The organism is Anaerosacchariphilus polymeriproducens (assembly GCF_003363435.1).
Taxonomy (GTDB): domain Bacteria; phylum Bacillota; class Clostridia; order Lachnospirales; family Lachnospiraceae; genus Anaerosacchariphilus; species Anaerosacchariphilus polymeriproducens.
The window spans coordinates 242,947-268,450 of record NZ_QRCT01000049.1 but is presented as its reverse complement, the minus strand read 5'-3'; the positions used below and the strand labels follow the sequence as shown (position 1 = coordinate 268,450).

General features: G+C 32.7%; 29 protein-coding genes, 1 pseudogene and 1 other annotated feature. Of the genes and pseudogenes, 25 read left to right on the top strand and 5 right to left on the bottom strand.

Annotation, left to right across the window (positions count from 1 at the left end):
• The first annotated feature begins 4 nt into the window (after positions 1-4).
• The gene (locus DWV06_RS14765; RefSeq protein ID WP_115482951.1) at positions 5-1,366 is read left to right on the top strand and encodes an APC family permease; all 1,362 of its coding nucleotides are present in this window, start codon (positions 5-7) and stop codon (positions 1,364-1,366) included.
• 115 nt (positions 1,367-1,481) lie between these two features.
• On the opposite strand, the gene DWV06_RS14760 is transcribed toward DWV06_RS14765, so the two are convergent.
• Together DWV06_RS14760 and DWV06_RS14755 are read right to left on the bottom strand one after the other, a co-directional pair.
• Positions 1,482-2,180: a DUF47 domain-containing protein gene (locus tag DWV06_RS14760; RefSeq protein WP_115482950.1), complete on the bottom strand. Its 699-nt coding sequence runs from the start codon at positions 2,178-2,180 to the stop codon at positions 1,482-1,484.
• A 24-nt stretch (positions 2,181-2,204) separates the two neighbouring features.
• Positions 2,205-3,257, bottom strand: a complete 1,053-nt coding sequence (locus tag DWV06_RS14755) for an inorganic phosphate transporter (protein ID WP_115482949.1) — start codon at positions 3,255-3,257, stop codon at positions 2,205-2,207.
• Positions 3,258-3,525: 268 nt separating this feature from the next.
• On the opposite strand from DWV06_RS14755, the gene DWV06_RS14750 reads away from it, so the two are divergent.
• The 12 genes from DWV06_RS14750 to DWV06_RS14700 all read left to right on the top strand — a co-directional run bounded on the left by DWV06_RS14750 (position 3,526) and on the right by DWV06_RS14700 (position 10,924).
• Positions 3,526-4,011 carry a DNA-deoxyinosine glycosylase gene (locus DWV06_RS14750; protein WP_115482948.1) on the top strand — a complete coding sequence of 162 codons (486 nt, stop codon included), beginning with the start codon at positions 3,526-3,528 and terminating at the stop codon, positions 4,009-4,011.
• Between the two features lie 53 nt (positions 4,012-4,064).
• Positions 4,065-4,310, top strand: a complete 246-nt coding sequence (locus tag DWV06_RS14745) for a cytochrome b5 domain-containing protein (protein WP_115482947.1) — start codon at positions 4,065-4,067, stop codon at positions 4,308-4,310.
• A gap of 21 nt (positions 4,311-4,331) precedes the next feature.
• A complete protein-coding gene (locus DWV06_RS14740) occupies positions 4,332-5,195 on the top strand; it encodes a hydrogenase small subunit (RefSeq protein ID WP_115482946.1) in 864 nt (287 codons plus the stop codon).
• A 21-nt stretch (positions 5,196-5,216) separates the two neighbouring features.
• Positions 5,217-6,626 (top strand): nickel-dependent hydrogenase large subunit, encoded by a 1,410-nt coding sequence (locus tag DWV06_RS14735; RefSeq protein ID WP_115482945.1) that lies wholly within the window; start codon positions 5,217-5,219, stop codon positions 6,624-6,626.
• Positions 6,626-7,096 carry a hydrogenase maturation protease gene (locus tag DWV06_RS14730; RefSeq protein ID WP_115482944.1) on the top strand — a complete coding sequence of 157 codons (471 nt, stop codon included), beginning with the start codon at positions 6,626-6,628 and terminating at the stop codon, positions 7,094-7,096. Before DWV06_RS14735 ends, DWV06_RS14730 begins: the two co-directional genes overlap by 1 nt.
• Positions 7,097-7,262: 166 nt before the next feature.
• Positions 7,263-7,802 (top strand): metallophosphoesterase, encoded by a 540-nt coding sequence (locus DWV06_RS14725; RefSeq protein ID WP_115482943.1) that lies wholly within the window; start codon positions 7,263-7,265, stop codon positions 7,800-7,802.
• A gap of 34 nt (positions 7,803-7,836) precedes the next feature.
• The gene (locus tag DWV06_RS14720) at positions 7,837-8,268 is read left to right on the top strand and encodes a GNAT family N-acetyltransferase (RefSeq protein ID WP_115483078.1); all 432 of its coding nucleotides are present in this window, start codon (positions 7,837-7,839) and stop codon (positions 8,266-8,268) included.
• 12 nt (positions 8,269-8,280) lie between these two features.
• On the top strand, positions 8,281-8,535 hold the full coding sequence (locus tag DWV06_RS14715; RefSeq protein ID WP_115482942.1) for a TfoX/Sxy family protein: 255 nt from the start codon (positions 8,281-8,283) through the stop codon (positions 8,533-8,535).
• A gap of 119 nt (positions 8,536-8,654) precedes the next feature.
• A complete protein-coding gene (locus DWV06_RS14710; RefSeq protein ID WP_115482941.1) occupies positions 8,655-9,299 on the top strand; it encodes an HDIG domain-containing metalloprotein in 645 nt (214 codons plus the stop codon).
• Position 9,300: 1 nt separating this feature from the next.
• Positions 9,301-9,477 carry a hypothetical protein gene (locus tag DWV06_RS18645; RefSeq protein WP_193726030.1) on the top strand — a complete coding sequence of 59 codons (177 nt, stop codon included), beginning with the start codon at positions 9,301-9,303 and terminating at the stop codon, positions 9,475-9,477.
• A 102-nt stretch (positions 9,478-9,579) separates the two neighbouring features.
• Positions 9,580-10,041 carry a MarR family winged helix-turn-helix transcriptional regulator gene (locus DWV06_RS14705; protein WP_115482940.1) on the top strand — a complete coding sequence of 154 codons (462 nt, stop codon included), beginning with the start codon at positions 9,580-9,582 and terminating at the stop codon, positions 10,039-10,041.
• Entirely contained in the window at positions 10,034-10,924 is an 891-nt protein-coding gene (locus DWV06_RS14700) for a hypothetical protein (RefSeq protein WP_115482939.1), read from the top strand. The genes DWV06_RS14705 and DWV06_RS14700 overlap by 8 nt, the downstream gene beginning before the upstream one ends.
• A 20-nt stretch (positions 10,925-10,944) precedes the next feature.
• On the opposite strand, the gene mscL is transcribed toward DWV06_RS14700, so the two are convergent.
• Positions 10,945-11,346, bottom strand: a complete 402-nt coding sequence (mscL, locus tag DWV06_RS14695; RefSeq protein WP_115482938.1) for a large-conductance mechanosensitive channel protein MscL — start codon at positions 11,344-11,346, stop codon at positions 10,945-10,947.
• A gap of 168 nt (positions 11,347-11,514) precedes the next feature.
• Here mscL and DWV06_RS14690 point away from each other — a divergent pair, with 168 nt between their 5' ends.
• The 7 genes from DWV06_RS14690 (at position 11,515) to hcp (ending at position 18,595) form a co-directional block, all read left to right on the top strand.
• The gene (locus DWV06_RS14690; protein ID WP_115482937.1) at positions 11,515-12,645 is read left to right on the top strand and encodes a GGDEF domain-containing protein; all 1,131 of its coding nucleotides are present in this window, start codon (positions 11,515-11,517) and stop codon (positions 12,643-12,645) included.
• Between the two features lie 36 nt (positions 12,646-12,681).
• Positions 12,682-13,149 (top strand): flavodoxin family protein, encoded by a 468-nt coding sequence (locus tag DWV06_RS14685; protein WP_115482936.1) that lies wholly within the window; start codon positions 12,682-12,684, stop codon positions 13,147-13,149.
• 134 nt (positions 13,150-13,283) lie between these two features.
• Positions 13,284-14,306: a spore photoproduct lyase gene (splB, locus tag DWV06_RS14680; protein ID WP_115482935.1), complete on the top strand. Its 1,023-nt coding sequence runs from the start codon at positions 13,284-13,286 to the stop codon at positions 14,304-14,306.
• A gap of 103 nt (positions 14,307-14,409) precedes the next feature.
• Positions 14,410-15,714 (top strand): hypothetical protein, encoded by a 1,305-nt coding sequence (locus DWV06_RS14675; RefSeq protein ID WP_235828976.1) that lies wholly within the window; start codon positions 14,410-14,412, stop codon positions 15,712-15,714.
• A 165-nt stretch (positions 15,715-15,879) separates the two neighbouring features.
• Complete coding sequence (locus tag DWV06_RS14670) at positions 15,880-16,068, top strand: ferredoxin (protein ID WP_115482934.1); 189 nt, start codon at positions 15,880-15,882, stop codon at positions 16,066-16,068.
• Positions 16,069-16,165: 97 nt separating this feature from the next.
• Positions 16,166-16,852, top strand: coding sequence for a Crp/Fnr family transcriptional regulator (locus DWV06_RS14665; protein ID WP_115482933.1), 687 nt, complete (start codon positions 16,166-16,168; stop codon positions 16,850-16,852).
• Between the two features lie 93 nt (positions 16,853-16,945).
• Positions 16,946-18,595 carry a hydroxylamine reductase gene (gene hcp / locus DWV06_RS14660; protein ID WP_115482932.1) on the top strand — a complete coding sequence of 550 codons (1,650 nt, stop codon included), beginning with the start codon at positions 16,946-16,948 and terminating at the stop codon, positions 18,593-18,595.
• A 180-nt stretch (positions 18,596-18,775) separates the two neighbouring features.
• On the opposite strand, the gene DWV06_RS18865 is transcribed toward hcp, so the two are convergent.
• The gene (locus DWV06_RS18865; protein ID WP_235828975.1) at positions 18,776-19,111 is read right to left on the bottom strand and encodes a hypothetical protein; all 336 of its coding nucleotides are present in this window, start codon (positions 19,109-19,111) and stop codon (positions 18,776-18,778) included.
• A gap of 341 nt (positions 19,112-19,452) precedes the next feature.
• Positions 19,453-20,474, bottom strand: a pseudogene (locus DWV06_RS14650) (virulence RhuM family protein).
• 460 nt (positions 20,475-20,934) lie between these two features.
• Here DWV06_RS14650 and DWV06_RS14645 point away from each other — a divergent pair.
• From DWV06_RS14645 to DWV06_RS14625, 5 genes are all read left to right on the top strand, one after another.
• Entirely contained in the window at positions 20,935-21,978 is a 1,044-nt protein-coding gene (locus DWV06_RS14645; RefSeq protein WP_115482931.1) for an aldose epimerase family protein, read from the top strand.
• 33 nt (positions 21,979-22,011) lie between these two features.
• On the top strand, positions 22,012-22,560 hold the full coding sequence (gene ispF / locus DWV06_RS14640; protein ID WP_115482930.1) for a 2-C-methyl-D-erythritol 2,4-cyclodiphosphate synthase: 549 nt from the start codon (positions 22,012-22,014) through the stop codon (positions 22,558-22,560).
• A gap of 96 nt (positions 22,561-22,656) precedes the next feature.
• Positions 22,657-22,872, top strand: a binding site (T-box leader).
• 102 nt (positions 22,873-22,974) lie between these two features.
• Positions 22,975-23,670 (top strand): serine O-acetyltransferase EpsC, encoded by a 696-nt coding sequence (epsC, locus tag DWV06_RS14635; RefSeq protein WP_115482929.1) that lies wholly within the window; start codon positions 22,975-22,977, stop codon positions 23,668-23,670.
• Positions 23,667-25,073 (top strand): cysteine--tRNA ligase, encoded by a 1,407-nt coding sequence (cysS, locus tag DWV06_RS14630; protein WP_115482928.1) that lies wholly within the window; start codon positions 23,667-23,669, stop codon positions 25,071-25,073. The genes epsC and cysS overlap by 4 nt, the downstream gene beginning before the upstream one ends.
• Entirely contained in the window at positions 25,058-25,498 is a 441-nt protein-coding gene (locus tag DWV06_RS14625) for a Mini-ribonuclease 3 (RefSeq protein WP_115482927.1), read from the top strand. The genes cysS and DWV06_RS14625 overlap by 16 nt, the downstream gene beginning before the upstream one ends.
• Positions 25,499-25,504: the final 6 nt, after the last annotated feature.

Sequence of the window (25,504 nt, the reverse complement as noted above, 5' to 3'; positions counted from 1 at the left end):
AAAAATGGAAAAGAGTAAAATTACAAATCAAAACGAACATTATAGTTTAATTACGGCCACTACTATGATAATTGGTATTGTTATTGGTTCCGGTATATTTTTCAAATGTGATGATGTATTGAAATTTACAGGAGGAGATATTGGTCTTGGTGTGTTGGTATTTTGTATTGGTGCATTTGGTATTATCTTTGGTAGCTTGACATTAACAGAACTTTCCTTACGCTCGAAGAAAAGTGGTGGTGTTGTTGGATATTTTGAAGATTTTATTTCAAAAAAAGCAGCTTCCGGGTTTGGCTGGTTTCAGACTTTTGTGTACTTTCCGACATTAACAGCTATTGTTTCATGGGTTGCAGGAATTTATACTTGTATACTTTTTGGATTAGAGAACACATTGGAGCAACAAGTATTCATAGGTTTTGGATATATGATATTACTTTATTTAGTTAATATTTTGTCATTTAAATTAGGTGGTTATTTTCAAAATATTTCTACCGTAGTAAAGTTGATCCCTTTATTGGGAGTTGCATTATTAAGTATAATCTGGGGTGCTCAAAACCCTGCTTTACCAGAAGGAGTTGAATTGGTCTCTAAAAGCAACGTCGGATGGAGATGGCTTGCTGCATTGGCACCTATCGCATTTTCATTTGATGGGTGGGTTGTGTCAACTAGTATTACGAATGAAGTTAAGAATCCAAAAAGGAATATGCCACTTGCTCTTATCATAGGTCCAATAATAGTTTTAGGTGTATATCTTTTATATTTTCTTGGATTAAATAAAATGCTGGGTGCAGAATATATACTATCCACCGGGGATTCTGCTATAAATAAAGTAGGAGAATTATTATTAGGTACTCATGGAAGCAGGATTATTTTAACTATTATTCTGATATCAGTTTTAGGTGTAGTGAATGGAGTTATTTTGGGAGGGCTCAGAATGCCTCAAGCATTGGCAAGTAAGAATATGATTCCCAATTCTTCTAACATTGCAAAAATAAATCCTAAATTTAAGTTATCAATTTCTTCATGTATTATTTATTTTATCATTTCAACAATATGGATGATTGTTCATTATATTGTACAAAAGTATAAGCTGCTGGCCGGTGGTGATATTAGTGAAATATCCATAGTTTTTAGTTATGCTAGTTATATTATCCTTTATATAAAAGTATTGAAGATGAAAAAAGAGGATACGATTAAGAGTAATTTTAAAGGAATTATATGCCCAATATTTGGGATTATCGGAGCTTTAATTATATTTGTAGGCGGTTTTATATCAAATCCTTTATATGTAACATTTTTTATTCTATTTTGTACGCTGGTTTGTTTAATTGGGTATACTTATTATAAGAATAGTGAGTCTTGTTAAAATCTATAATTTATAAAGCAGTTCATCCATTATGATAAAACATATGGATGGACTGCTTTTTTATAAAAAAAATCCTAATTTGAACCGATCAAAATCAGGATTTTTTGTATTTAGATTAAGTGTTTTTCATTATAATAGATTCCATGACATCAGCTACGTTTTCACAAGCATCACAGCATTTTTCCAGATAATCAAACGTCTTTGTCCAAGCCATGATTTCAACAGGATCTTTGGAAGTAGTGTATAAATCTCTCATTCCTCTTGTATAGAGTCTGTCACCTTCTTCTTCCAGATTGTTAACGTTAATAATGTGTTTCATTACATTAGCAGATTTTTTGAAATGATGGAAATCTTCTGTTACTTTTCTTAAAGCATTACAGCAAGTCACAATTGTTTTGCTGAATTCTAAAGCTTCTTTACGAACGGATTGAATATTGTACATATAAAGCTGCATCAATACATCTTCTATCGCATCAGTAACATTGTCAATTTCTTGAGCTATTGTGGAGATATCTTCTCTATCGATTGGGGTAATGAATTCTTTTACAAGATAGCTCATCATTTCATGTTTTGCTAAATCGGCAGCATGTTCAATTGCATGCATTTCTTTCATTTGTGCTTCTAATTTAGCCGGTTCAAAGTTCGAAAGAATTGAGTTAAGTAACTCGGCTGCTTGACAAGAATAATCTGCAAAAGTAATGATAGCATCAAAATAATTGTAATTTTTTGCTTTCTTTTGTGATTTTTTCTTTTTATTATCATGCTTTGAGTCTTTACTACCTTTTACATTTTTCTTATCTTTTTCGTCTTTCATTTTTTCCTCCTAATTTTTGAGCAATTAAAATATACCTATAAAGAGTTTTGCCATTAAAAAACCTATCAAACCACAACCTGGAAAAGTTAAAATCCAAGTCAAGACCATTTCTTTAACAACTCCCCAATTAACATTGGAAAGACGTTTTGCGGAACCAACGCCCATGATTGCAGTTGTTTTCGTATGGGTTGTACTAACTGGAATTCCTGTTAACGATGAAATTAAAATACATCCGGCTCCGGCCAGGTCTGCCGAAAATCCTTGATAAGTTTCTAATTTTACCATGTCCATGCCTACAGCTTTAATGATTCTATAACCTCCGATTGAGGTACCCAGAGCCATTACTAATGAACATAAAAACATAAGCCAAACAGGAATACTGAATTCCTGAATAGTTGAGTTACCTTGGGATAGAAAAATACCAAGCATAAATACGCCCATAAATTTCTGTCCGTCCTGAGCACCATGCATAAATGCCATAGCAGCAGCTCCACCTATCTGTGCATTTTTAAAGAAAGGTCCTGTTTTTTGTCTGTCCATTTTCTTGCAAAGTAATTCGGTCAGTTTAACTGCAACCCATCCCATGGAAAAGCCAAGGAATGTAGATAGAGCCAAACCAATAAGTACTTTGACCCATTCGGAAGCATTTATTCCCGAAATACTATTTTGCAATGCAATAGCAGCACCAGAGATTCCTGCAATAAGTGCATGACTTTCACTTGTCGGAATACCAAATATCCAGGCAGCAGTAGCCCAGAGTACAATTGCTACCATAGCTGCACAAAGTGCAACTAATGCATTTCTGGAATCTCCTTCAAAGTTGACCATTTTATAAATGGTCTGTGCAACAGTTGCATTTACTATGGTCATGAAGAAAACACCAGCAAAGTTAAATACTGCTGCCATTATAATAGCAGGTTTAGGTGCAATCGCGCGTGTGGAAACGCAGGTTGCAATTGCATTTGGAGCATCTGTCCAGCCATTAACTAAGATAACGGCCATAGTTAAGATGACAGTAATACATAATGCAGGATTCGTTGTTAGTTCTGAAATAAACTGTGAAATCGTTATTGTCATTGTGCCTCCAATCCCTTTTCATTAGGAAATTATATTTTTCTCCGCATTTTTTTCAAAAGTTACTACATTTAGCATAATACTACAAAATCTTCAAACATGCAATAAGAATTATATGTTATTTTAAGCCTGTTTGACAAGCAAAATAACTACATTTATAATAAAATTTGTCTTAGAAAATATACAAATCTGATATGAATAATTTGACTGACTTTTTGTATAAATATTCTAATGAGTTTTTGTAGTTGCTTAAGAAAGGAGATACAAATATATGATACACACTTTTGAACCGATTTACAATCAAGAGTCTAAAATATTAATATTAGGAACCTTTCCTTCTGTAAAATCAAGAGAAGGAAATTTTTATTATCACCATCCCAGAAATCGATTTTGGAGAGTTCTTAGTTCTATTATTGGTGTTAAACAGCCGGAAACGATAGAGGATAAAAAGAATATGTTATTACAAAATTGTATTGCTATTTGGGATGTAATTTATTCCTGTGACATCAAAGCTTCCAGTGATAGTTCTATTCAAAATGTAGTTCCAAATGATATCGCTAATTTATTAAATAATTCTAATATAGAAACTATATATGCAAATGGGGGTAAATCATATGAATTATATAATCGATATTGTTATAAAAACACAAAAAAAGATATTATTAAATTACCCTCAACAAGTCCTGCTAATGCTTCGTATTCATTAGACAAATTAATAGAATCCTGGTCATCTGCAATACAATTGGAATTATTATAATAGAATTTTGCATAGAATGTAAAAACAAACCGTTATAAGAAGGGAAATCTAGATTGGAAAGTTGTCAAAAGCAATTTACCAAAGAAGAGTTGGCACAATATAATGGAAAGAATGGGAATCCACCTTATATAGCAGTTAATGGAATCGTTTATGATTTAAGTTCTATACCTATTTGGGAAGGTGGCTCACATTTTGGTCTGGAAGCCGGAAAAGATCTAACGGATGAATTCAATCAATGTCATTACGGCAGGCAGGATATTTTACAAAAGTTACCTCAAGTAGGAGTGCTTTCAAATTAATACAAGGAGGTAAACAAGTAGATGAATTGCCCAATGATACAATCAAAATCAAATACTGCCAAAAAATTGATTGATATAGCAATAAAAGAAGTAAAAGAAGATGAACGAAAAAAAATAAACTTAATTTGGTTAGAAGCAACCGGTTGTGCAGGGAATATTATATCGCTATTGAATGCAGAAAGACCAGATGTAACTTATCTATTAAAAGAAATGGTATCATTAAAGTATGATAATAGTATTATGGTATTAGAAGGTCAGGCTGCTTTTCAACAGTTTATAGATACGTTAGAAACGGAATATATTTTGGTCGTAGAAGGAGCTGTATCTATAAAAGATAATGGCAAATATAGTGTTATAGCCTATTATAATGGAAAGCCTGTAACAGCGATGGAAGCAGTGAGAATGGCAGGGGAAAAAGCGAAATATGTTATTGCTGTAGGGACTTGTGCTTCTTTCGGAGGTATATCAAGTGCTTACCCCAATCCTTCTCAAAGCATTTCGGTCGTAGATTTTTTAAATCGTGAAGTCATAAGAGTACCCGGCTGTCCCGGTCATCCGGATTGGGTTATTGGTACGATAGCACATCTATTAGCGTTTGGAAAACCTGTGTTAGATGAGAAAAACAGACCGGTTATGTTTTATGGAATTACAGTTCATGACAGATGTACTAGAAGGTCATATTTTGATCAGGGTATTTTTGCTAATAAATTAGGTGATCCGCAATGTATGTTTTTGCTGGGCTGTGATGGTCCTGTAACAAAAGCTGACTGTCCGGTAAGACAATGGAATGGTTATGTGAATTGGCCTATCGAAGATAATACTCCATGTATAGGATGTGCACAGGAAAACTTTCCTGATGGAATGGAACCTTTTGTAAAGTATTAGATTCACATTAAGGGGGAATCTATGGGCAATAAAATTATAATGAATCCTGTCACCAGAATTAGCGGTTTTCTTGAAATCCAAGTTGAAGTAGAAGAAAATAAGATTATTGATGCTAAATGTGGTGGAATGCTTTTTCGTGGATTTGAAAAAATGTTAAAGGGAAGACCTCCTTTAGATGCCGTTTATTTTACTCAAAGAATATGTGGAATCTGTTCTACAGCACACTCCATAGGTTCTACATCAGCATTAGAAGATGTACTTGATATAATACCAAATGATAATGATAAAATGATCCGGGATTTCATACATGGATGTGAAATAATTCAAAATCATTTACGGCATTATTATCAATATTCACTTCCTGATTATGTGAAAGGAGTTGAATTACAGCTTACTCAAATAGAGATGCATAATGATTATCGTTTGCCGGAAAATTTAAATAAGGAGTTGGCAAATCATTATCTGGATTCATTCAGATATGGTCGTTTAGCCCATGAAATGTTAACTGTATTAGGAGGGAAAGCACCTCACAATCATGGTGTTTTTGTAGGTGGAGTAACTGTAAATCTGGATGCATCCAAATGGATTAAGGTAAAATCAACTTTGGCAGAAATTAAGGACTTTGTTGAGAATGTAATGATTCCAGATGTATATGTAATTTCAGAATATTATTCGGACTATTTTGAAAATGGAGTGGGATATAGAAACCTCATGACGTATGGTTTATTTGATAATTATAAGGAAAAACAATTATTCTTTGTAGAACCGCAGGTTTTTATTGATGGAGAAGTATATGTCTTAGATTCTGATAAAATCACAGAAAATATTCAAAAAGCATGGTTTGAGGCTAATCAAATCGTACAAAAACCTACGGAGTTGACCGTAGAGGAGAATGCAAATAAAGAAGGTGCTTATAGTTGGATTAAAGCTCCGCGTTATGATGGATATGTAATGGAAGTTGGTCCGCTTGCTCGTATGATTTTAAGTGGAAATTATAAAAGAGGAATTTCAACAATGGATCGTCTAATTGCCAGAGTTTTGGAAACTAAAAAGATAATAGAAATTATGGAACAGTTTTTAGAAAGAATGAAGTTCGAGCCTGCAAATCAGAGAATATATGAATTTCCTTATAGTGTAAAAGGAAAAGGTCTGGCTGATACAAGCAGAGGAGCGTTGGGGCATTGGATTTATGTACAGGATCAGGAAATCTATAATTATGAGATTATTACTCCTTCAGCTTGGAATTTATCACCGGAAGATTCAAAAGGGTTAAAAGGAGCGGCCGAAAAAGCTCTAATTGGTACAACAATTAAAGATATGGCATATCCAGTAGAAATAGGACGTATTATCAGATCTTTTGATCCTTGTATCTCCTGTGCAACGCATGTAGAGAGTGATCGATTTGCCCCAATGGACATAAGGATTGTATAATGGCTGTTAAGTGTATTGCTATAGGAAATCGTATTATGGGCGACGATGGTATTGGAATTATAATTGTGGAGAATCTTTATGATAGATTAAGAAGAAAAAAGATAGAAATCATCTATGGAGAATCAGATATTGAGTATGTTTTGGATTTCATTGAAGATGGTGATTTTATATTTATATTAGATGCAGCTTATTATGGAAAAAGTCCGGGAACAGTAACTTTTGTTTCTATTAATGATAGGCCAATTTTTTATCAAGAAATTTTTTCTCAACACCAACCCAATTTACTTAGTTATCTAAGAAATCTAGGAAAGTACTATAATAAAGAAGTAGAAGGATATTTTATTGGAATTGAGATAGAGAAAATTGATTTTGGTTTTGATATAAGTAATAATTTAAATAAGCAGTTAATACATATATGTGAAAAAATATATCAATTTATTTGTGAAAAAGTAGAGCACTTAAATAGATAAGATTGAGAAATCTTTTATTCACTGTACATTCTGAATAGAAGGTTTCTTTTTTATAAATATTTGTAGGATGTTATTTTAAAGTATGGTAAAATTAGTTAATGTAGCAATACAAAAAATAAAAAACAAATAGTTCTATTCTAAAAACAGAGGGGTAAGGAGGTATTATGTGAATCACAAAGTATATTTTATTGCAGATACTCATTTTGGAGATCAAAAAATCATGAGATACGAAAACCGACCATTTGCTGATGTTGCTCAAATGGATGAAGTCATAATAGAAAATTGGAATAAAGAAGTAAGAGTAGAAGATGAAGTATTTGTTTTAGGAGATTTTTCATTTTATGAAATTGATAAAACAACAGAAATTTGTACAAAGCTGAATGGACGTAAGACATTAATCCTTGGAAATCATGATGAGAAAGATTCAGATTATTATAGAGTTTGTGGTTTTGAAGAGGTATATAAATATCCAGTTATTTTTGAAGGCTATTGGATTTTATCTCATGAACCGCTTTATGTAAGTCAAAATATGCCTTATGCGAATATCTTTGGACATGTTCATCAAAATAAAACATTTGTAGATTACTCAGAGCAGTCTTTTTGTGTCTGCATAGAACGGTTGGATTATAAACCGATTGAATTTAGTGAAATTAAGAAAAGAATGGAGTCAATAAGTGAAAAATACAAGCCATTGCGTGATACGTAAGATAGAGTTACAGGAAATAAATATATTAGAAGAGATGTTATATCAGGCTATTTTTCTGCCAGAGGGAGAAGTTCTACCTAGAGATGTGATATACAGACCTGAAATATATGTGTATATAAAGGACTGGGGAAAAGAAGATGATTTATGCCTTGTAGCAGAGATAGATCATAAAATTGTTGGTGCTGTATGGACAAGGATTCTAGACGGAAAAATCAAAGGATATGGGAATATTGATAGTGAAACTCCAGAGTTTGCAATTTCATTATTAGAAGAATATAGAAATCTTGGAATTGGTACACGATTAATGAACGAAATGATTGAACAATTAAAAAGGAGAGGGTATAAAAAAACATCTTTAAGTGTTGCAAAAGAGAACTATGCGTTGAAATTATATCAGAATGTAGGTTTTGAAGTAATAGATGAAAATGAAGAGGATTATTTAATGCTTCTTGTATTGAACGAATAAGGAGGAATTGAATTGGGAGATTTAGCAAAATTACATAATATCGGAAAAGTTATTGAAGAACAGTTGAATCAAGTTGGAGTAGAAACATATGAACAATTGAAGAACATAGGAAGTCAGCAGGCATGGTTAAAGATAAAAGCAATCGATGATTCTGCATGTTATAACAGACTATGTGCATTAGAAGGAGCAATACAGCAGATTAATAAAGCCAATTTATCAGAAAATAAGAAAAAGGAATTAAAAGAATTTTATAATAATTGGAAGTAATGAAAGAATAGTATAGTATGTATATTTTTATTTGTTATGAAACATAATAATTCCTATGATTCTTTTGGTGAGTACTTTATAATAACTCAAAAAGATATGAAGAACTAGGAGTTAATTATATGTTAAAAGAAGTAAATGATAAGCAAATAATGAAATTATTCCATTCAATAAATGGACATTTATTACAGGATGATAAACCTTCTGAATATTTAACAAAGTTAAGTAAAGATCCGGAATTTAATAAGTATCCTTACAATATGCTTTTAAAACTTAAGACTACAGAACAATCAAAAGTACATCATCCGGAAGGGAATGTTTGGAATCATACGTTAATGGTCGTAGATGAAGCCGCAAAACGTAAAACAGAAAGTAAAGATGAAGAAGTATTTATGTGGACAGCTTTGCTTCATGATATTGGAAAACCAGAAACTACCAAAATAAGAAAGGGTAGAATAACAGCTTATGATCATGATAAAGTAGGTGCCAAACGAACAAAAGAATTTTTATCTGCAATTTTGGAAGACAGAGATTTTATACAACGTGTATCAAATCTAGTAAAATATCACATGCAAGTATTATATGTTTTAAAGGATTTACCTTATAAGAATGTACAGGGAATGCAAAAAGATACAGATATTTCTGAAGTTGCTTTAATTGGTCTGTGTGACCGTTTGGGAAGAACAGGTTCTTCTGAAAAAGAAGAAGAGGAAAATATCAAATTATTTATAGAAAAGTGTAAAAAATATCAGATAGAAAGGGAATAATATGGCAAAAGCAGGTATGAGAAGGCCGGATCCAAAAGAACCTCATGGAACAGAGAGCAATCATAAAATGCACGTGGCTAAAAATAGTGTTGCTCCGGTACCCGAAATCCAAGGAAAGGCCAAAAGTGGAAAGAAGAAAGCAAACCCTATTTCACAAAAGGGGAATATTATTAGATAACTTATGGAAAGACTGACTAAAATTAGACAGTCTTTTTCTTTTTCACTTGACATTTAAGAAAAAATTAGTTAGAATTCTAACTAAGTAGGAGGAGTGATACATATGGAAAAAAATCAGAAAATATTAGATGCAATTACAAATTTTATGCCAAATTATTATGTCTATATTAATACAGCATTGCATAAATGTGAATATAATGGAGAACGGCTTCATGAAAATCAGATTAAAGTAATGATGACAATAAGTTTATTTGAAAAAATTTCACCAACAGAATTAAGTAATGGATTAAACATACAAAAAGGAAGTTTGACAACAATAATAAAATCGTTAGTTGATATGGGTTTTATCGAAAAAAATATGAGTCAAAAAGATGAACGAAAGTATTACCTTACACTTACTGTGAAAGGAGAGCAGTTCGTAGAGTTTAAAAATAAGGATAATCAAATGAAATTTAAAAAGCTGTTTGAGGATATTTCAGAGGAAGAATGTGAAAAAATTGTAGAGGGATTTATAACATTAAACAATTATTTGGATAAGAAAGGAAGGGGAGATCAGCATGGGTAAGTTTCAAATGACAGAAGAATATGCGTTTGGACCATGGATTCTTAAGATATCAGAAAAATATCCGATTCCAAAACTTTTTCAGCCTTATTTTCAAAATTCTCCAAGCCCATTGATATTTGTAAAAATTCCAAGAGATATTGATCGTCAGCAGATAAAAGGTGTTGTAGATTTATATGATTATGTGATTGCAATGTATCAAGATTTCATTCATATAGCGAAAAGGGAAGAAGAAAAAGAAGTAAGCGAGTTGAAAATATTATATTCGGATATAGAATGTGTTGAAAATTACATAGATCTTCTTGATGGAAGATTGAAGATATATCTTCATAATAGTCTGTTTGAAATTAAGTATAATGCAGTATCAGAAGATATCATTCAAGAAATGATCCAATTAATTAGAAGTAAATATACCCAAAGCACGTATCAATTATTTGAAAAATCCTATTGTTTAAATGAGAGCATGGATAATATTTATTTTACATTACTAAAACAGTTAAAAAGTGACGGGAGTAATGAAAAAATTTTTGCAATGCAGCCTGTCATTAGAACAAAGGAAATTGAGAATAGTAAAATAAAGAAATTATATCGTACTTTTTTTTATAAGAAATTATTATCATCTGTTTTTTTAAGTAATGAGCAAGAGCTTATTATTTTGAGTCGGGGGAAAACCTTTAAGCAATTTAGAGAAGTCATTTATAGTTATTCTTTTAAATTTATTCCTTTAGAGAATATCATAAATATTGAACAGGAAATTCTTTCTGAATATCAAAATATTGTCCGAATAGGAGTCAGAACACAGAACTATTTATTTCATAATCTTTTAGACAGTAAAAACACATATACAAAAAATTTTTTTGATATTCATAAGAGACCAGTTATTTAAAACTGGTCTCAAGATTTGTACTATGTTTCGTTATTATTTTTAAGCAAATCACGTATTTCTGTCAATAACTTTTCCTCGTTACTAGGTGTTGATACAGGGGGTTCTTCTATTTTAGGCTTTTTTATAGATGTAATCACTTTTACAAAAATAAATATGGAGAATGCAATAATGAAGAAATCTATCATTGATTGCAGAAAAGCGCCATATTTTAATGCGACTTCTGCTACACTACCATTGGCTGGAGTGATTACATATTTTAGATTTGTGAAATTAAGGCCGCCTAACAGAATACTTAATAATGGCATAATGATGTCATTTACTAAGGAAGTGACTATTTTACCAAAAGCCCCGCCTATAATAACACCTACTGCCAAATCGATTACGTTTCCTTTCAGTGCGAATTCTTTAAATTCTTTTAACATAAAAACCTCCTTTAGATGTCAGCTATTGTAATTTCAATCATTATACTTAACATAAATTATTTTAGCAAGTTTCAGTAAATGAAAGAAGATGCTTGATTTTATAATTTGATAATAGTATGATATAAATTGATAGAAAATAATGTACTAAATAAAAATAGGAGTGAAAATATGAGCCTGGCAAGTAATATTATTATTAATATTTATTCCATTATAATTTTAGGTATCATCTATTTTCAGTCCTCTAAGCAAGATGAAAAAGGAACACTTCAATATAATCTTTATATGAAAATGCTGCAGGTGACTGTTTTATTGCTAATACTTGACATACTTAGTAGATTTGATGGGAAGCCTGATACTATATATCCATTTATCAACCAAACAGGAAATTTCTTGATATTTTTATTCAATTTGATGTTACCGTCACTTTGGATATTATATGTTCATAATCAAGTGATACAAAAAGAAGAACAGACAAAGAAGTTGATGTGTTTTCTCGTAATATTAAATATATTAAATGCAATAATGCTAATTATATCTCAATTTTTTGGTTGGTTATATTATATTGATTCTAATAACATCTATCATAGAGGACCTTTCTTTACAGTTCCCGCAATTGTTATTATTAGTTTAATTGGTTTTGCTAGTATTATTTGTATTTGCAATATTAAAAGGCTTACCAAGTCCCATATTTTTGCATTGGTATTTTTTGCAGTTCCGCCTTTATGCGGTATGGCTATACAGGTTTTATTTTATGGAAATTCAATGATGCTTATTGGAGTTGTGATTTCATTATTAATTGTATTTTTAAATATTCAGAACCATACAATATATATTGATTACCTTACTAAGGTTAATAATAGAAAAAAATTGGATCTTTATTTGAAAGAGAAAATCAACATGAGTACTCCGAATAAGACATTTTCTGCTATTATGATCGATCTTGATAATTTTAAATTTATAAATGATACATACGGTCACGATAAGGGAGATAGAGCACTGCAGAATTTAGTTATATTGCTTGAACGGGTTTTAAAATCTAAAGATTTTATTGCTAGGTTTGGTGGAGATGAATTTTTTGTTGTATTAGATGTTATGGATTTAGAACAATTAAAAAGAATTGTATTTCGCATAAACCAAGCAGTAGAGAAGCAGAATGAATATAATAATGAGCCTTTTAAACTTTCTTTAAGCATGGGGTATATTGTTTATGACTATAATTCGCATATGGAATTGGAAGAATTTTTTAGAAAAATTGATGCACTTATGTATGAAAACAAACAGAAAAAGAAACATAAATGAATTTATTGTAAAAGATAAAAAGAAAGGAGTTTGGTCATGAAAGTAGGGATTATTGTATATTCAAAAACAGGAAATACTTTAAGCGTTGCAGAGAGATTGAAAGAAAAGCTTATAAAAAAGGGGTGTTCGGTAAATTTAGAACAAATCGAGACTGTTAATGAAAATCCGTCAGAAAGTAAAAACTTTGAGTTAAAGAACATTCCGAATATAAAAGATTACGATATTTTGTTTTTCGGTGCACCGGTATGGGCCTTTTCTTTATCAGGAGTCATGAATGCATATCTATCCCAGATTCCTTCACTAATGGGGAAAAAAGCTGGTGTATTTGTTACACAGCATTTTCCATATTCCTGGATGGGAGGCAATCATTCGGTTAAAAAGATGAAAACGACCTGTCAGCAGAAAGGCGCCGTTATTGTAGATACAGGTGTAATTAATTGGTCTCATAAAAAAAGAGAAGATCAGATTATAGAATTAATAAATAATTTCTCTAACGTCTGTTAGAAAACCAGATTAAAATTTAAAGGTAGCGTGTGAAAATTCACACGCTATTTTTGCTACTTTGTAAAAGTGTTATGTTTATATTTTTAAACTTTTTTGGGGATAATTAGGTTAAGATAGTTAAGAAAGGATTTATTATGTTTATTCCTAAGAGAATTATATTTGAGAAAGATGTATTTCAATATAGTATTGCTAATGAAATCAGAAAAATGTTTGAAACTAGAAATGATATAGAAATAATTTATTTATCATCAAACAGATACAAGCAGCATATACCTGGTGAAGATTTGTATACTCAATTTAGGGAAGGGAAAAGGACACTAGTAGTAGATACCAAAAAAAGTTTGAAATTTCAATCATGTAAACCTTCTGCTCATTATCAACTGCCTTTAGTGACCGGATGTATGGGGCAATGTGAATATTGCTATTTAAATACGAATTTGGGAGACAAACCGTTTGTTAGGGTTCATGTGAATTTAGAAGACATTTTAAATCAGACCCAAAAGTATATTTCAGAAAAGATTCCTGAGATTACAATATTTGAAGGTGCTGCCACATCAGACCCAGTACCGGTGGAACCATATACAAATCTCTTAAAAAGAACGATTGAATTTTTTGGGGAGCAAGAGTATGGCAGATTTCGATTTGTAACAAAATATAATGATGTAGATAATTTACTAAACATTCCGCATAATGAACATACTGAAGTTAGATTTAGTATAAATACTCCAAATATTATTCAACAATATGAAAAAGGAACTGCCTCATTTGAGAAGAGAATAGAAGCCAGTATAAAGATGATGGAAGCAGGCTATCCAATCGGTTATCTGATTGCTCCTGTTTTTATTTATCAAAATTGGAAAGACGAGTATCGCCAATTGCTACATTTGATGAGTGAAAAATTATCAACTTCTGTCAAATTTCCGATTACATTCGAAATTATTTCTCATCGTTATACGAGTATAGCAAAATCTAGAATATTGGAGGTGTTTCCGGAGAGTACACTTCCTATGGAAAATGAGGAACGTATGTACAAATATGGACAATTTGGATATGGAAAATATGTATACAAAAAGGAAGATATCAGTGAGATAAAGAGTTTTTTTACAGAAGAAATTGAAAAAATGCAGATTCATAGTGAGATTAAGTATATTATTTAAAATAAGATATCCACAAAGTTTAAGAAACAAAAGTAAGGAGATGGGGACGATTGGGTTAATACATTACTTATATTTGCTCTTGATTGGGATTATTATTCTATTTATGATTTTGAAAAAAGACATTGTTCTAATTTGTATAATTGGGTTGTTTTTGATGGGAGTTTGCTATAGTGGAAATTTATTAGATGGTATTCAGACAATTTATAAGGGGATCATTGTGTCAGGAAATGAGTTTTGGAGTATTATTGTAACAATATCTCTAATTGTTACAATGTCGAATGCTTTAAATGATATTGGGGCAGATGTGTTTATGGTAAAGCCTTTTAAACGGTTGGTAAAAAATCCTTCTATCGCTTTTTGGCTTATTGGGATTTTAATGATGTTATTTTCCTTTGTATTGTGGCCCTCCCCTGCTGTTGCATTGATTGGTGCTATTATATTACCGGTAGCTGTCAAAGCAGGACTTCCTCCAATATGGGCTGCAGCAGCAATGAATCTTTTTGGACATGGAGCAGCTTTGTCTGGGGACTTTTTTATACAAGGAGCACCAGCTATTACAGCAAAAGCAGCAAATATAGAAAATTCTTCTTTACTTATGAAAGCAGGATTACCTTTATGGTTCACTATGAGTGTTGTTACAGTAACTACGTCTTATCTCATGATGTTGAAAGATTTGAAAAAGTATGAGTCAACTTCCAATGATGTTTTTGAGGAAAAAGAATTAGAAAAAGATGATATTCGGGTAAAAATAATTGCTATTTTAACTCCTATCACATTTATTGTAGATATTTTTATTATGTATAGTTACAAATTAAAAGGTGGAGACGCTGCGGCACTTTTGACCGGAACGGCTATTTTTATAACTACTATATGTGTGATTATAAAAGATAATATAAAAAATGTATTAAGTGAGCTTGGGATATATATGAAGAATGGGTTTATTTTTGGAATTGAAACTTTTGCTCCAATATTAATAGTAGGAGCCTTCTTTTTTCTTGGCAGTCAAGAAACAGCAAGTCAAATATTAGGAGAAGGTGCCAGTGGCTATTTAGCAGATTTAGGAATGTATCTTTCTACAAAAATTACATTATCAAAGCCATTGGCCATAATTGTCCAAACAATTACCGCTGGAATTTCCGGGTTAGGAGGAGCAGGTTTTTCTGCATTACCATTAGTAGGGACAATTGCAGGTACACTTTCCAAGGTTGTAAAAATTGATACAGCAAGTCTAGCTTCACTCGGACAAATTTCTGCTATGTGGATTGGAGGAGGAACTTTGATACCATGGGGGGTAATTGCAGTAGCCGCGATATGTAAGGTAAACCCTATTGAATTAGTCAGAAAAAACTTTATTCCGGTTATAGCAGGTCTGTTTGTTACTATGGTGGTTGCCAATTTTCTCATGTAGTGCTAATTTATAGAGAAAATGGTAACAAATGTTACTGAAAATGTAAATATGTTATGTTACAATTTAAACATGAAAGAGATACCAGAACAATTTACCAATTTTATGTGTATAGGATTGAACTTAAGGGAACACTGATGTTAGAAAAATGAAAAGGAGGTTTTTAAAATGAAAGGATATGTTGATAAAGATACCTGTATTGGATGTGGACTATGTCCAAGTATCTGCCCGGAAGTTTTTGATATGGATGATGATGGGAAAGCAGTTGCAACAGAAGATGATGTTCCGGATGATGCAGAAGATTCTGCAAAAGATGCAGAGGAACAATGTCCGGTTGATGCTATTAAAGTAGAGTAAAATTATGTGACAATAGCTAAATAAGTAGAAAGACTGTTAAATCGGATGTATTTGACAGTTTTTTTCTGCTATACATAGAAATATGAGGATGATAAAAATGTATGAAAAGTGGATAGATCAATTATCAGAAGTAGAGTTGTTTCAAGATATGGAAAAAGAGGAGTTAAAGGACATCTTAGGTTGTCTACAGCCGAATATCAAAACATACAAGAAGAAAGATATTATTACGTTAGAGAAAGAGAAGATGAAAGCTTTTGGAATTGTTTTGGAGGGTGAGGTATTAGTCGGAAAAGAAACATTAGCAGGGGATAGGGTAATTATGTCTAGGCTGGAAGCTGGTGATTTATTTGGTGAAGTTGCGGCGTTTTCTTCAGATTACTGGTTAGCCACAGTGATTGCAGAAACGGATTGTACAATATTGTTTTTTCCTACCAATCAAATTATTGGAGTCTGTAGTAATGCGTGTGGCGGTCATAGAAAATTAATACAGAATATGTTACAAATTGTGGCCAAGAAAGCACTTGTTCTTAATCGAAAAGTAGAAATGCTTTCTTTAAAAAGTATCCGGAAAAAGATTGCGACATATCTTCTTCAACAGTATAAAATCAAACAAAATGCTACATTTGATATTCCGTTAAAACGTAATGAACTTGCGGAATTTCTACTAGTGTCCAGACCTTCCTTATCCAGAGAATTAATTAATATGCAAAAAGAAGGTCTTATAGATTTCTATCGAAATACTTTTAAAATTTTAGATTTAGAAAGATTAGAAGATTGTTTATAAATGGTAACATGGGATACCGATATATCATTAATTTTCCTATATGATAAGTGCATAAAGAATTTAAAAGTTATCAGATTAAAGGAGGATTTTTGTATGAGTATGTTTTGTTATCAATGTCAGGAAACTGCCCAAGGAAAGGGCTGTACTATGAGAGGGGTCTGTGGAAAGACGGATAAGGTTTCTAACTTACAAGATTTAATGATTTATACATTAAAGGGGATTGCATTGTTAGAAAAGAAAGGTTTGGAAGCCGGAATCAGGTTTCCAAAAACAAATCACTTTATTTTAAACGGTTTATTTATGACGATTACCAATGCTAATTTTGATGATACTGCTTTTATTGTGAAAATAAAAGAAGCAATTTCTTTGAGAGAAGAAATGAAAAAAGAGTTAGTTGAAAAGGGAATTAATTTGGGACAGTTGCATGATGCTGCAACTTTTACGGTTGATAATGAGAAAGATATTTTAGCAAAATCAAATGCGGTTGAAGTAGGAATTTTAGCAACTCAAAATGAAGATATACGTTCATTGAGAGAATTGATTACTTATGGTTTAAAAGGTATGGCAGCGTATGCAGAACATGCACTTGCATTAGGCAAAGAGGCGGATGATATTTATGATTTTATGGTAAAAGCATTAGCAGCAACGCTAGATGATAGTTTGAGCGCAGATGATTTAGTCGCACTTACGCTGGAAACCGGAAAATTTGGTGTAGATACAATGGCAATGCTTGACGCAGCCAATACAGGAGCTTATGGAAATCCGGAAGTAACAGAAGTAAATATTGGAGTAAGAAACAATCCTGCTATCTTAATATCAGGTCATGATTTGAAAGATTTAGAAGAACTACTAGAACAGACAAAGGATACCGGAGTGGATGTTTATACGCATGGAGAAATGTTACCGGCACATTACTATCCATTTTTCAAAAAGTATACAAACTTCATAGGAAACTATGGTAATGCATGGTGGAAACAGAACGAAGAGTTTGAATCTTTCCAAGGTCCAATTCTATTTACTACAAATTGTATTATACCACCTAAGGATAGTTACAAAGATAGAGTATATACGACAGGTGTTACCGGGTATCCTGGTTTTAAACATATTAAAAATCGTACAGACAATGGCACAAAAGACTTTAGTGAAATAATTGCACATGCAAAGAAATTACCTGCTCCAAAAGAGATTGAAACAGGAAAAATTGTTGGTGGTTTTGCACATGCTCAGGTTATGGCTTTGGCAGACAAAGTGGTAGATGCAGTGAAAACCGGTGCAATCAAGAAATTCTTTGTAATGGCAGGTTGTGATGGCAGAATGAAATCCAGAGATTATTATGCAGAATTTGCAGAGAAGTTACCAAAAGACACGGTTATATTAACAGCTGGCTGTGCGAAGTATCGTTATAATAAATTAAACTTAGGTGATATTGGAGGAATTCCAAGAGTGCTAGATGCTGGTCAATGTAATGATTCATACTCCTTGGCGGTTATCGCACTCAAATTGAAAGAGGTATTTGAACTCAATGATGTGAATGATCTTCCAATTGCTTATAATATTGCATGGTATGAACAAAAAGCAGTTATTGTTCTGTTAGCTTTATTATACTTAGGAGTAAAAAATATTCATTTAGGACCAACATTACCTGGATTTTTATCTCCGAATGTTGCAAAAGTATTAGTAGAGAACTTTGGTATTGCAGGTATTGGTTCAGTAGATGAAGATTTAAAAATGTTCTTAGGATAATAAAATACTTCCATTTGGAGAGTTCACTTAGGGATATTCAGAAAACTAATAAATTTTGAGTGACACCTTCGAACAGGTAGACAGAAAAACGACTATTAAAGAGTAGAAATGCTCCTGAGTGGTCGTTTTTGCAGTTGAATTCTGTCGTTTTGCGAATTGTTGCATAAGTTAATCTTAATCTTATATTAATTTGAAAGTATTATTTAATTCTGTAATATTTAGATAGCGGTTTGATTTGTCAGAACTAAGTCCTTTTTCTACAAAGGTTTTTAATTTTGTATCTTTTATTACAGATGTATTTGTTTTTCCTGTCATTACAAAGTATATTAGCCTAGTCAATGCATATGTTTCATGTAAAATTCCGTAACTATTAAATCCTTCAACTACAAGCTCCGGGTCATTAAAATAACCTTTAAATTCTGTATTAATGCTTGTAAGCTGACTATCAGGAAGTTTTACTAAACCAAAATCAGCAATTTTTACAACCACTACATCTTCATTTGAATACCTGTGCATATGAGCCTTCACCTATTAGTTTTAAACCCTCATATTTTTTTAAAGTATCTGACTTAATAGATATTGTGTTTTGTTGAAAAAAAATAGGAAGAGTGTAGTATATTTCAACTTTTTCCATATGCGATGGTATTTCACTACCAAAGTTGCCAGATAAAAATTTTTGAGATTTTTTAATTATTTCAGAGTAGTATTCATCTATATGAAAAGCATAACTACTATTTTTAAGAACACGTTGCAATCCTATAAATCAAGATATTCGATGTTTATGTCATTTGATAACTCTCGGTATTGAGATTCTATATAATTATTAATATTCATATGTAGTTCTCCAAATTGCAATGTCATTCTTTTGATTTTTTCTTTGCTTCCTTTTCAAGTGACTTTATTGTGTCATGATACGCTTCTTCAACAGGTGTAATTGAGAGTATCTGAAATTTTCGATATTCCTCGTTGCTTTCTCTATAGCTTTTACATGACTAATTGTTCCTGAACCCTCCAATACTTTTTCACCTGTGGAAGATAAAATTGAATCTAGATGTTTAATATAATCACTCATGTACATTGGATTGTGACGTATTGCCTGAATTTCTGCAAAGTCGAAATATCCAGATACGAGATTATTTAAGACTTTTAATTCTTCTTCGTTTAAATAATTTTTGGCAATACCGATATCCTTTCGTGTAGGCATATCACCAGGAAATGAGGTTAGTCCCATAAAAGGTTTCGTGGAATCTGCTCGTTCATAGATTACCTCTGCAGCGGTGTGTCCGTGTGCTGTATAATGCAATTTATTTTGAACAATTTTGAAAAATCGTACAGATTCCTCACTGTGTGGATTATAATCAATACTTGTTGCATATAGGTTTAGAACTTGTCTGTAAAGAACTTTTTCTGATGAACGGATATCTCTGATACGGTCTAAGAGTTCATGCCAGTAACTGCCACCGCCTAGATTTTTCAGACGTTCGTCATCCATTGTAAAACCTTTAATCATATATTCCTTTAAACGTTCTGTTGCCCATTTACGGAAATTTGTAGCAATCAATGATTTGACACGATATCCGAGTGAAATAATCATATCCAAATTGTAATGGATAGTATTATAGTTTTTTCCGTCAGCGGCAGTTGTTCGGAATTTCCGAACAACTGAATTCTTATTTAATTCGCCCTCTTCAAAGATATGTTTTATGTGTTCACTGATATTTGATTTGCTTGTCTGATACAGTTCACACAGTTGTGCCTGTGTCAACCATACAGTTTCATCCTCCATTCTGACATCAATATGGGTTTGTCCATCATCTGTTTGGTAGATGATTACTTCACCCTTAGCATCTGAAGGGGGTAAATTATTTTGATTTGTCATCTCATACCTCCATTATGTTTCTTAGTAATTATTTATCGTAATACTTTAGCATATCTAAAATCACTTTTAAATTACATGTATTTTGTAATGATTAATTGGCTGTAAATTCATTTCCTTTTTATCACGATTGAAGAAGTGGAATCACCAAATGTGATAATGATTGTCATCTACAAATGTTTTGAAGGGAATAGCATTTTCTTTTAACTGCAGCAAGAAATCTTCCTTCCATTTATTCATACATCATTATCATATTTTTTTTGATTGAGATAGTCAAGCAAAATTGTAACACCAATATTGACAATGTCATAGCCGGAATTTATCAAACATGCGGATTTTTTCAAGGGATAAAATTCACTTAGAAAACTGCCCATTATTAGTTATTTTTTTAAGAAAAATATACCAAAGATTGAATAATATGATAAAATAAAACCAGAGTAAAAAGACAGGAGGAATGAGTAGTATGACAAAAGAATTATTTGGGAAATTAAATGATGGTACGGAAACTTTTTTATACACCATCGAAAACAGCAAAAACATGAAGGCAGCGATTACAGATTATGGTGCAGCATTAGTTTCACTATGGGTACCGGATAAGAATGGGACGTTTCAAGATGTAGTGTTGGGGTATGATGATCCTATTTCTTACGAAGAAAATTCTGGATGTCTGGGTGGAACGATTGGAAGAAACAGTAATCGTATTAAGGATGCCAAGCTTACAATAGAAGGGATAGAATATCAACTGGATGCCAATGATAATGGTAACAACCTGCATTCTGGACTTAAGTATTATCATAAAAGAAAGTGGGAAGTAACTGCCTTTTTAGAAAATAAAATAACACTGACATATAACAGTCCTCATATGGATCAAGGTTATCCGGGAAATCTAATTGTCGATGTAACCTATGAGATTACAGAGAATAATGGATTATCCATTACATATGAAGGAATTTCTGACCGAACTACCATTTTTAATATGACAAATCATAGTTATTTTAATTTGTCAGGCCATGCTTCTGGAAGTATATTGGAACAAGAGCTTTGGGTAGATGCAGATATGTTTACAATTGCGGATGCTGAATCTATTCCGACCGGAGAGTTTGTACCGGTGAAAGGGACTCCGATGGACTTCACGCGAAAAAAGGCATTATCTGAGGAAATTGAATCAGATTATGAACCATTGAAAATGGCAGGAGGTTATGATCATAATTGGATTTTAAATACGGATGAGCTGTTCGGTGAGGCAGCACAGTTAGAGGATAAAAAGACAGGAATACAAATGGTAGTTTTCACAGATTGTCCAGGTGTGCAGATTTATACTGGTAATTACCTTGTTGAAGGTCTGAAAGGCAAAGAAGGAGTTGTTTACGGGCCGCGTCATGGAATCTGTCTTGAAACACAGTATTATCCGGATGCGATGAATCATGAGAATTTTCCGCAGCCAATCTTGCATGCTGGTGAGAAAAGACAGTCTAAGACGATTTACCAGTTTGAAGTTATTAAATAAATGCCTAATTAATATATTATTTGGAGGAAACTAATGAGAGTAGGAATAGGATATGATGTCCATAAATTGACAGAAGGCAGAGACTTAATCCTGGGAGGAGTGCTAATTCCTTATGAGAAAGGACTTTTAGGACATTCTGATGCAGATGTATTGGTCCATGCAATAATGGATGCACTGTTGGGAGCTGCAGCTATGGGAGATATCGGCCGGCATTTTCCGGATACGGACCCAAAATATGAAGGTGTATCCAGTATAGTTTTGCTTAGGAATGTTGGTAAATTATTAGAAGAAAATTATTATTTAATTGAAAATATTGATGCAACGATTATTGCTCAAAGACCAAAACTTTTGCCATTTATCAATGATATGATTCAGAATGTTACAGAAACTTTAAAGTTGTCTCCAAAACAGGTCAATATAAAAGCGACTACGGAAGAAGGGCTGGGTTTTACCGGAAGTGGAGAAGGAATTTCTGCACAAGCAATATGTTCTCTCGGAACCGTTGCAAATTATATATATGATGATAGCAGTCAAGCAGGAAGTGGTTGTTCCGGATGCCAAGGCTGTCACGAGAAGAGATAGGGAAGATTTATAGTAAAAATGACGAAAATATTGGATGCTATTGACAAAGTAGATATTTTTGAATAGTATAAATTAGTAAGTATTAAGAATTTTATAAAAAAGGCTTTGAACGGAAAGAGTAGAGATACTGAAATATCAGAGATAGACTGTCGGTGGCTGTGAGCAGTCTTTAGGGAAGTATTTTGAAAGTGCGTCCGGGAGCTGACTAGGTGAAAGAAGTAGCTTAGTACGAATTACACACGTTACGTGTATTGAGTGAAAGATAATTTTTCTTTTAATAGAGTGGAACCGCGGATATACTTCGTCTCTTAGTGTGTAGTACAATAAGAGACGAAGTTTTTATTTTGTAGGAATGCTTTACAGTTTCTAAGAATAAACCGCTCGGTCGCGTAAAAGTAATAATTGGAGGGAAAGATGGGAATTTTTTCTTATATTATGAATGAATTTAAAGTGATTCAAGAGAGAGATGCAGCGATTAAATCCCCATGGGAAGTATTGTTGTATCCAAGTTTCCGTGTAATGTTAAGTTATAGAAGAGCGCATAAACATTATAAGAAGGGGCATTATTTTAGAGCAAGGTGGATTTCGCAAAGAGCTGCACGGAAAACCGGAATTGAAATCCATCCCGGAGCTGTGATTGGTGAAGGTTTTTTTATAGACCATGGAAGTGGAGTAATTATTGGAGAAACTACTGTTATAGGGGATAATGTTACCTTATATCAAGGAGTTACACTGGGGGGGACAGGTAAAGAAAAAGGGAAACGACATCCTACTTTGGGGGATAATGTCATGGTAAGTGCAGGAGCCAAAATTTTAGGTTCCTTTACCATTGGAGAAAATTCAAAGATAGGAGCAGGTTCTGTAGTTTTAGAAGAAGTTCCGCCAAATTGTACCGTTGTAGGAGTACCTGGTAGAATTGTAAAACGAAATAATCAAAAGATACCAAGAAGCGATATGGATCAAATTGATTTACCTGATCCGGTCAAAAATGATATGCAGACGTTGCAGAAGGAAAATTCAGCATTTTGTAATAAATTAATTGATTTAGAGAATGAACTAAAAGAAATAAGAAAAGAACTTGAACGAAGTGGAAAGTGTGGAGAAAAATGAAAGTTTATAATACGCTAACGAAAGCAAAAGAAGAGTTTAAATCAATAGAACCAGGAAAAGTTCGGATGTATGTGTGTGGTCCGACTGTTTACAATTTAATTCATATTGGAAATGCCAGGCCAATGATTGTCTTCGATACTGTTCGCCGATATATGGAATATAAAGGATATGAAGTGAATTTTGTATCTAATTTTACGGATATTGATGACAAGATTATCAAAAAAGCAATTGAAGAAGGCGTAGAGGCATCAGAGATATCAGAACGTTATATTGCTGAGTGTAAAAAAGACATGGAAGCAATGAATGTAAGACCGGCAACGAAGCATCCATTAGCTACGGAAGAAATTAGTGATATGTTAGAAATGATTCAAACACTAATAGAAAAAGGATATGCTTATGCAGTTGAAGATGGGACAGTATATTTTAGAACCAAAAAGTTCGCTGAATATGGTAAATTATCTCATAAGAATCTAGAAGATCTACAAGCAGGACATAGAGAAATAAAAGTGACTGGTAATGAAAAGGAAGACGCTTTAGACTTTGTGCTTTGGAAACCCAAAAAAGATGGAGAACCTTATTGGGATTCTCCATGGTGCAAAGGACGTCCTGGATGGCATATTGAATGTTCGGTCATGTCTAAAAAATATTTAGGTGATGAAATTGATATACACGCCGGTGGTGAAGATTTGGTTTTTCCACATCATGAAAATGAAATAGCGCAAAGTGAAGCTGCGAATGGGAAAGAGTTTGCAAAATATTGGCTACACAATGCATTTTTAAACATTGATAATAGAAAAATGTCAAAATCATCAGGAAATTTCTTTACTGTGCGGGATATCAGTGAAAAGTATGATTTGCAAGTGCTTCGTTTCTTTATGTTGAGTGCACATTATAGAAGTCCTTTAAATTTTAGCGAAGAGCTTATGGAAGCATCCAAAAATGGATTAGAGAGAATTTTAACAGCGGTTGAGAACTTAAAACATTTAATAAGTGTAACGAAAGCGGAAGAATTAAGTGAAAAGGAACGAAATCAACTGGAAGAGAGTAAGGGATTTGTTCAGAAATTTGAAGCTTCTATGGAAGATGACTTTAATACAGCAGATGCTGTTTCAGCAGTTTTTGAACTTGTTAAGTATGCGAATACTACAGCTTCAGCAGAAAGTTCAAAGAAGTATTTAGAGGAATTACGTTCAACCATTCATATATTATGTGATATTTTGGGAATCATGGTAGAAAAGGAAGAAGAAATACTCGATACCGAAATAGAGAAATTAATCGAAGAGAGACAAAATGCAAGAAAAGAAAAAAATTTTGGCAGGGCAGACGAAATTCGTGATACACTATTAGAAAAGGGAATTATTTTAGAAGATACTCGAGAGGGCGTAAAATGGAAAAGGGCTTAAATCAGTACATTGTTGATTCCTTTGGCCTTGGACATGAAGACCCCAAAAATTATTCTCCATTAGTATTAGCTTATATAGGAGATGGGATTTATGATTTGGTCATTCGTTCGATTGTCGTGGCGAACGGAAATACTAGTGCCAATCGTTTACATCAAAAAACTAGTAAGATGGTAAAAGCGGCGGCACAGTCTGCTTTGATAGAGGCTGTTAAAGAGGAATTGACACAAGAGGAAACGATCATATTTAAAAGAGGTAGAAATGCAAAGTCTTCAACTATGGCAAAGAATGCCAGCATGTCTGATTATCGAAGGGCTACAGGGTTTGAAGCATTAGTAGGTTTCTTATATTTAAATAATCGGTTAGATAGAATTGTACAGTTGGTTAAGATAGGTTTGGAAAGAACGGGGCTGATACCCCAAGAATAGGAGTAG

Excerpts from the sequence above, each read along its gene's own strand:
- DWV06_RS14740 (WP_115482946.1), top strand. The coding sequence starts at position 4,332 with ATGAATTGCCCAATGATACAATCAAAATCAAATACTGCCAAAAAATTG.
- DWV06_RS14765 (WP_115482951.1), top strand. The coding sequence starts at position 5 with ATGGAAAAGAGTAAAATTACAAATCAAAACGAACATTATAGTTTAATT.
- DWV06_RS14735 (WP_115482945.1), top strand. The coding sequence starts at position 5,217 with ATGGGCAATAAAATTATAATGAATCCTGTCACCAGAATTAGCGGTTTT.
- DWV06_RS14720 (WP_115483078.1), top strand. The coding sequence starts at position 7,837 with ATGTTATATCAGGCTATTTTTCTGCCAGAGGGAGAAGTTCTACCTAGA.
- DWV06_RS14625 (WP_115482927.1), top strand. The coding sequence starts at position 25,058 with ATGGAAAAGGGCTTAAATCAGTACATTGTTGATTCCTTTGGCCTTGGA.
- DWV06_RS14700 (WP_115482939.1), top strand. The coding sequence starts at position 10,034 with ATGGGTAAGTTTCAAATGACAGAAGAATATGCGTTTGGACCATGGATT.
- DWV06_RS14645 (WP_115482931.1), top strand. The coding sequence starts at position 20,935 with ATGACAAAAGAATTATTTGGGAAATTAAATGATGGTACGGAAACTTTT.
- DWV06_RS14705 (WP_115482940.1), top strand. The coding sequence starts at position 9,580 with ATGGAAAAAAATCAGAAAATATTAGATGCAATTACAAATTTTATGCCA.
- DWV06_RS14760 (WP_115482950.1), bottom strand. The coding sequence starts at position 2,180 with ATGAAAGACGAAAAAGATAAGAAAAATGTAAAAGGTAGTAAAGACTCA.
- DWV06_RS14690 (WP_115482937.1), top strand. The coding sequence starts at position 11,515 with ATGAGCCTGGCAAGTAATATTATTATTAATATTTATTCCATTATAATT.
- epsC (WP_115482929.1), top strand. The coding sequence starts at position 22,975 with ATGGGAATTTTTTCTTATATTATGAATGAATTTAAAGTGATTCAAGAG.
- DWV06_RS14750 (WP_115482948.1), top strand. The coding sequence starts at position 3,526 with ATGATACACACTTTTGAACCGATTTACAATCAAGAGTCTAAAATATTA.
- DWV06_RS14670 (WP_115482934.1), top strand. The coding sequence starts at position 15,880 with ATGAAAGGATATGTTGATAAAGATACCTGTATTGGATGTGGACTATGT.
- DWV06_RS14755 (WP_115482949.1), bottom strand. The coding sequence starts at position 3,257 with ATGACAATAACGATTTCACAGTTTATTTCAGAACTAACAACGAATCCT.
- splB (WP_115482935.1), top strand. The coding sequence starts at position 13,284 with ATGTTTATTCCTAAGAGAATTATATTTGAGAAAGATGTATTTCAATAT.
- DWV06_RS14730 (WP_115482944.1), top strand. The coding sequence starts at position 6,626 with ATGGCTGTTAAGTGTATTGCTATAGGAAATCGTATTATGGGCGACGAT.
- hcp (WP_115482932.1), top strand. The coding sequence starts at position 16,946 with ATGAGTATGTTTTGTTATCAATGTCAGGAAACTGCCCAAGGAAAGGGC.
- mscL (WP_115482938.1), bottom strand. The coding sequence starts at position 11,346 with ATGTTAAAAGAATTTAAAGAATTCGCACTGAAAGGAAACGTAATCGAT.
- DWV06_RS14685 (WP_115482936.1), top strand. The coding sequence starts at position 12,682 with ATGAAAGTAGGGATTATTGTATATTCAAAAACAGGAAATACTTTAAGC.
- DWV06_RS14710 (WP_115482941.1), top strand. The coding sequence starts at position 8,655 with ATGTTAAAAGAAGTAAATGATAAGCAAATAATGAAATTATTCCATTCA.
- DWV06_RS14665 (WP_115482933.1), top strand. The coding sequence starts at position 16,166 with ATGTATGAAAAGTGGATAGATCAATTATCAGAAGTAGAGTTGTTTCAA.
- DWV06_RS18865 (WP_235828975.1), bottom strand. The coding sequence starts at position 19,111 with ATGCACAGGTATTCAAATGAAGATGTAGTGGTTGTAAAAATTGCTGAT.
- ispF (WP_115482930.1), top strand. The coding sequence starts at position 22,012 with ATGAGAGTAGGAATAGGATATGATGTCCATAAATTGACAGAAGGCAGA.
- cysS (WP_115482928.1), top strand. The coding sequence starts at position 23,667 with ATGAAAGTTTATAATACGCTAACGAAAGCAAAAGAAGAGTTTAAATCA.
- DWV06_RS18645 (WP_193726030.1), top strand. The coding sequence starts at position 9,301 with ATGGCAAAAGCAGGTATGAGAAGGCCGGATCCAAAAGAACCTCATGGA.
- DWV06_RS14675 (WP_235828976.1), top strand. The coding sequence starts at position 14,410 with ATGATTTTGAAAAAAGACATTGTTCTAATTTGTATAATTGGGTTGTTT.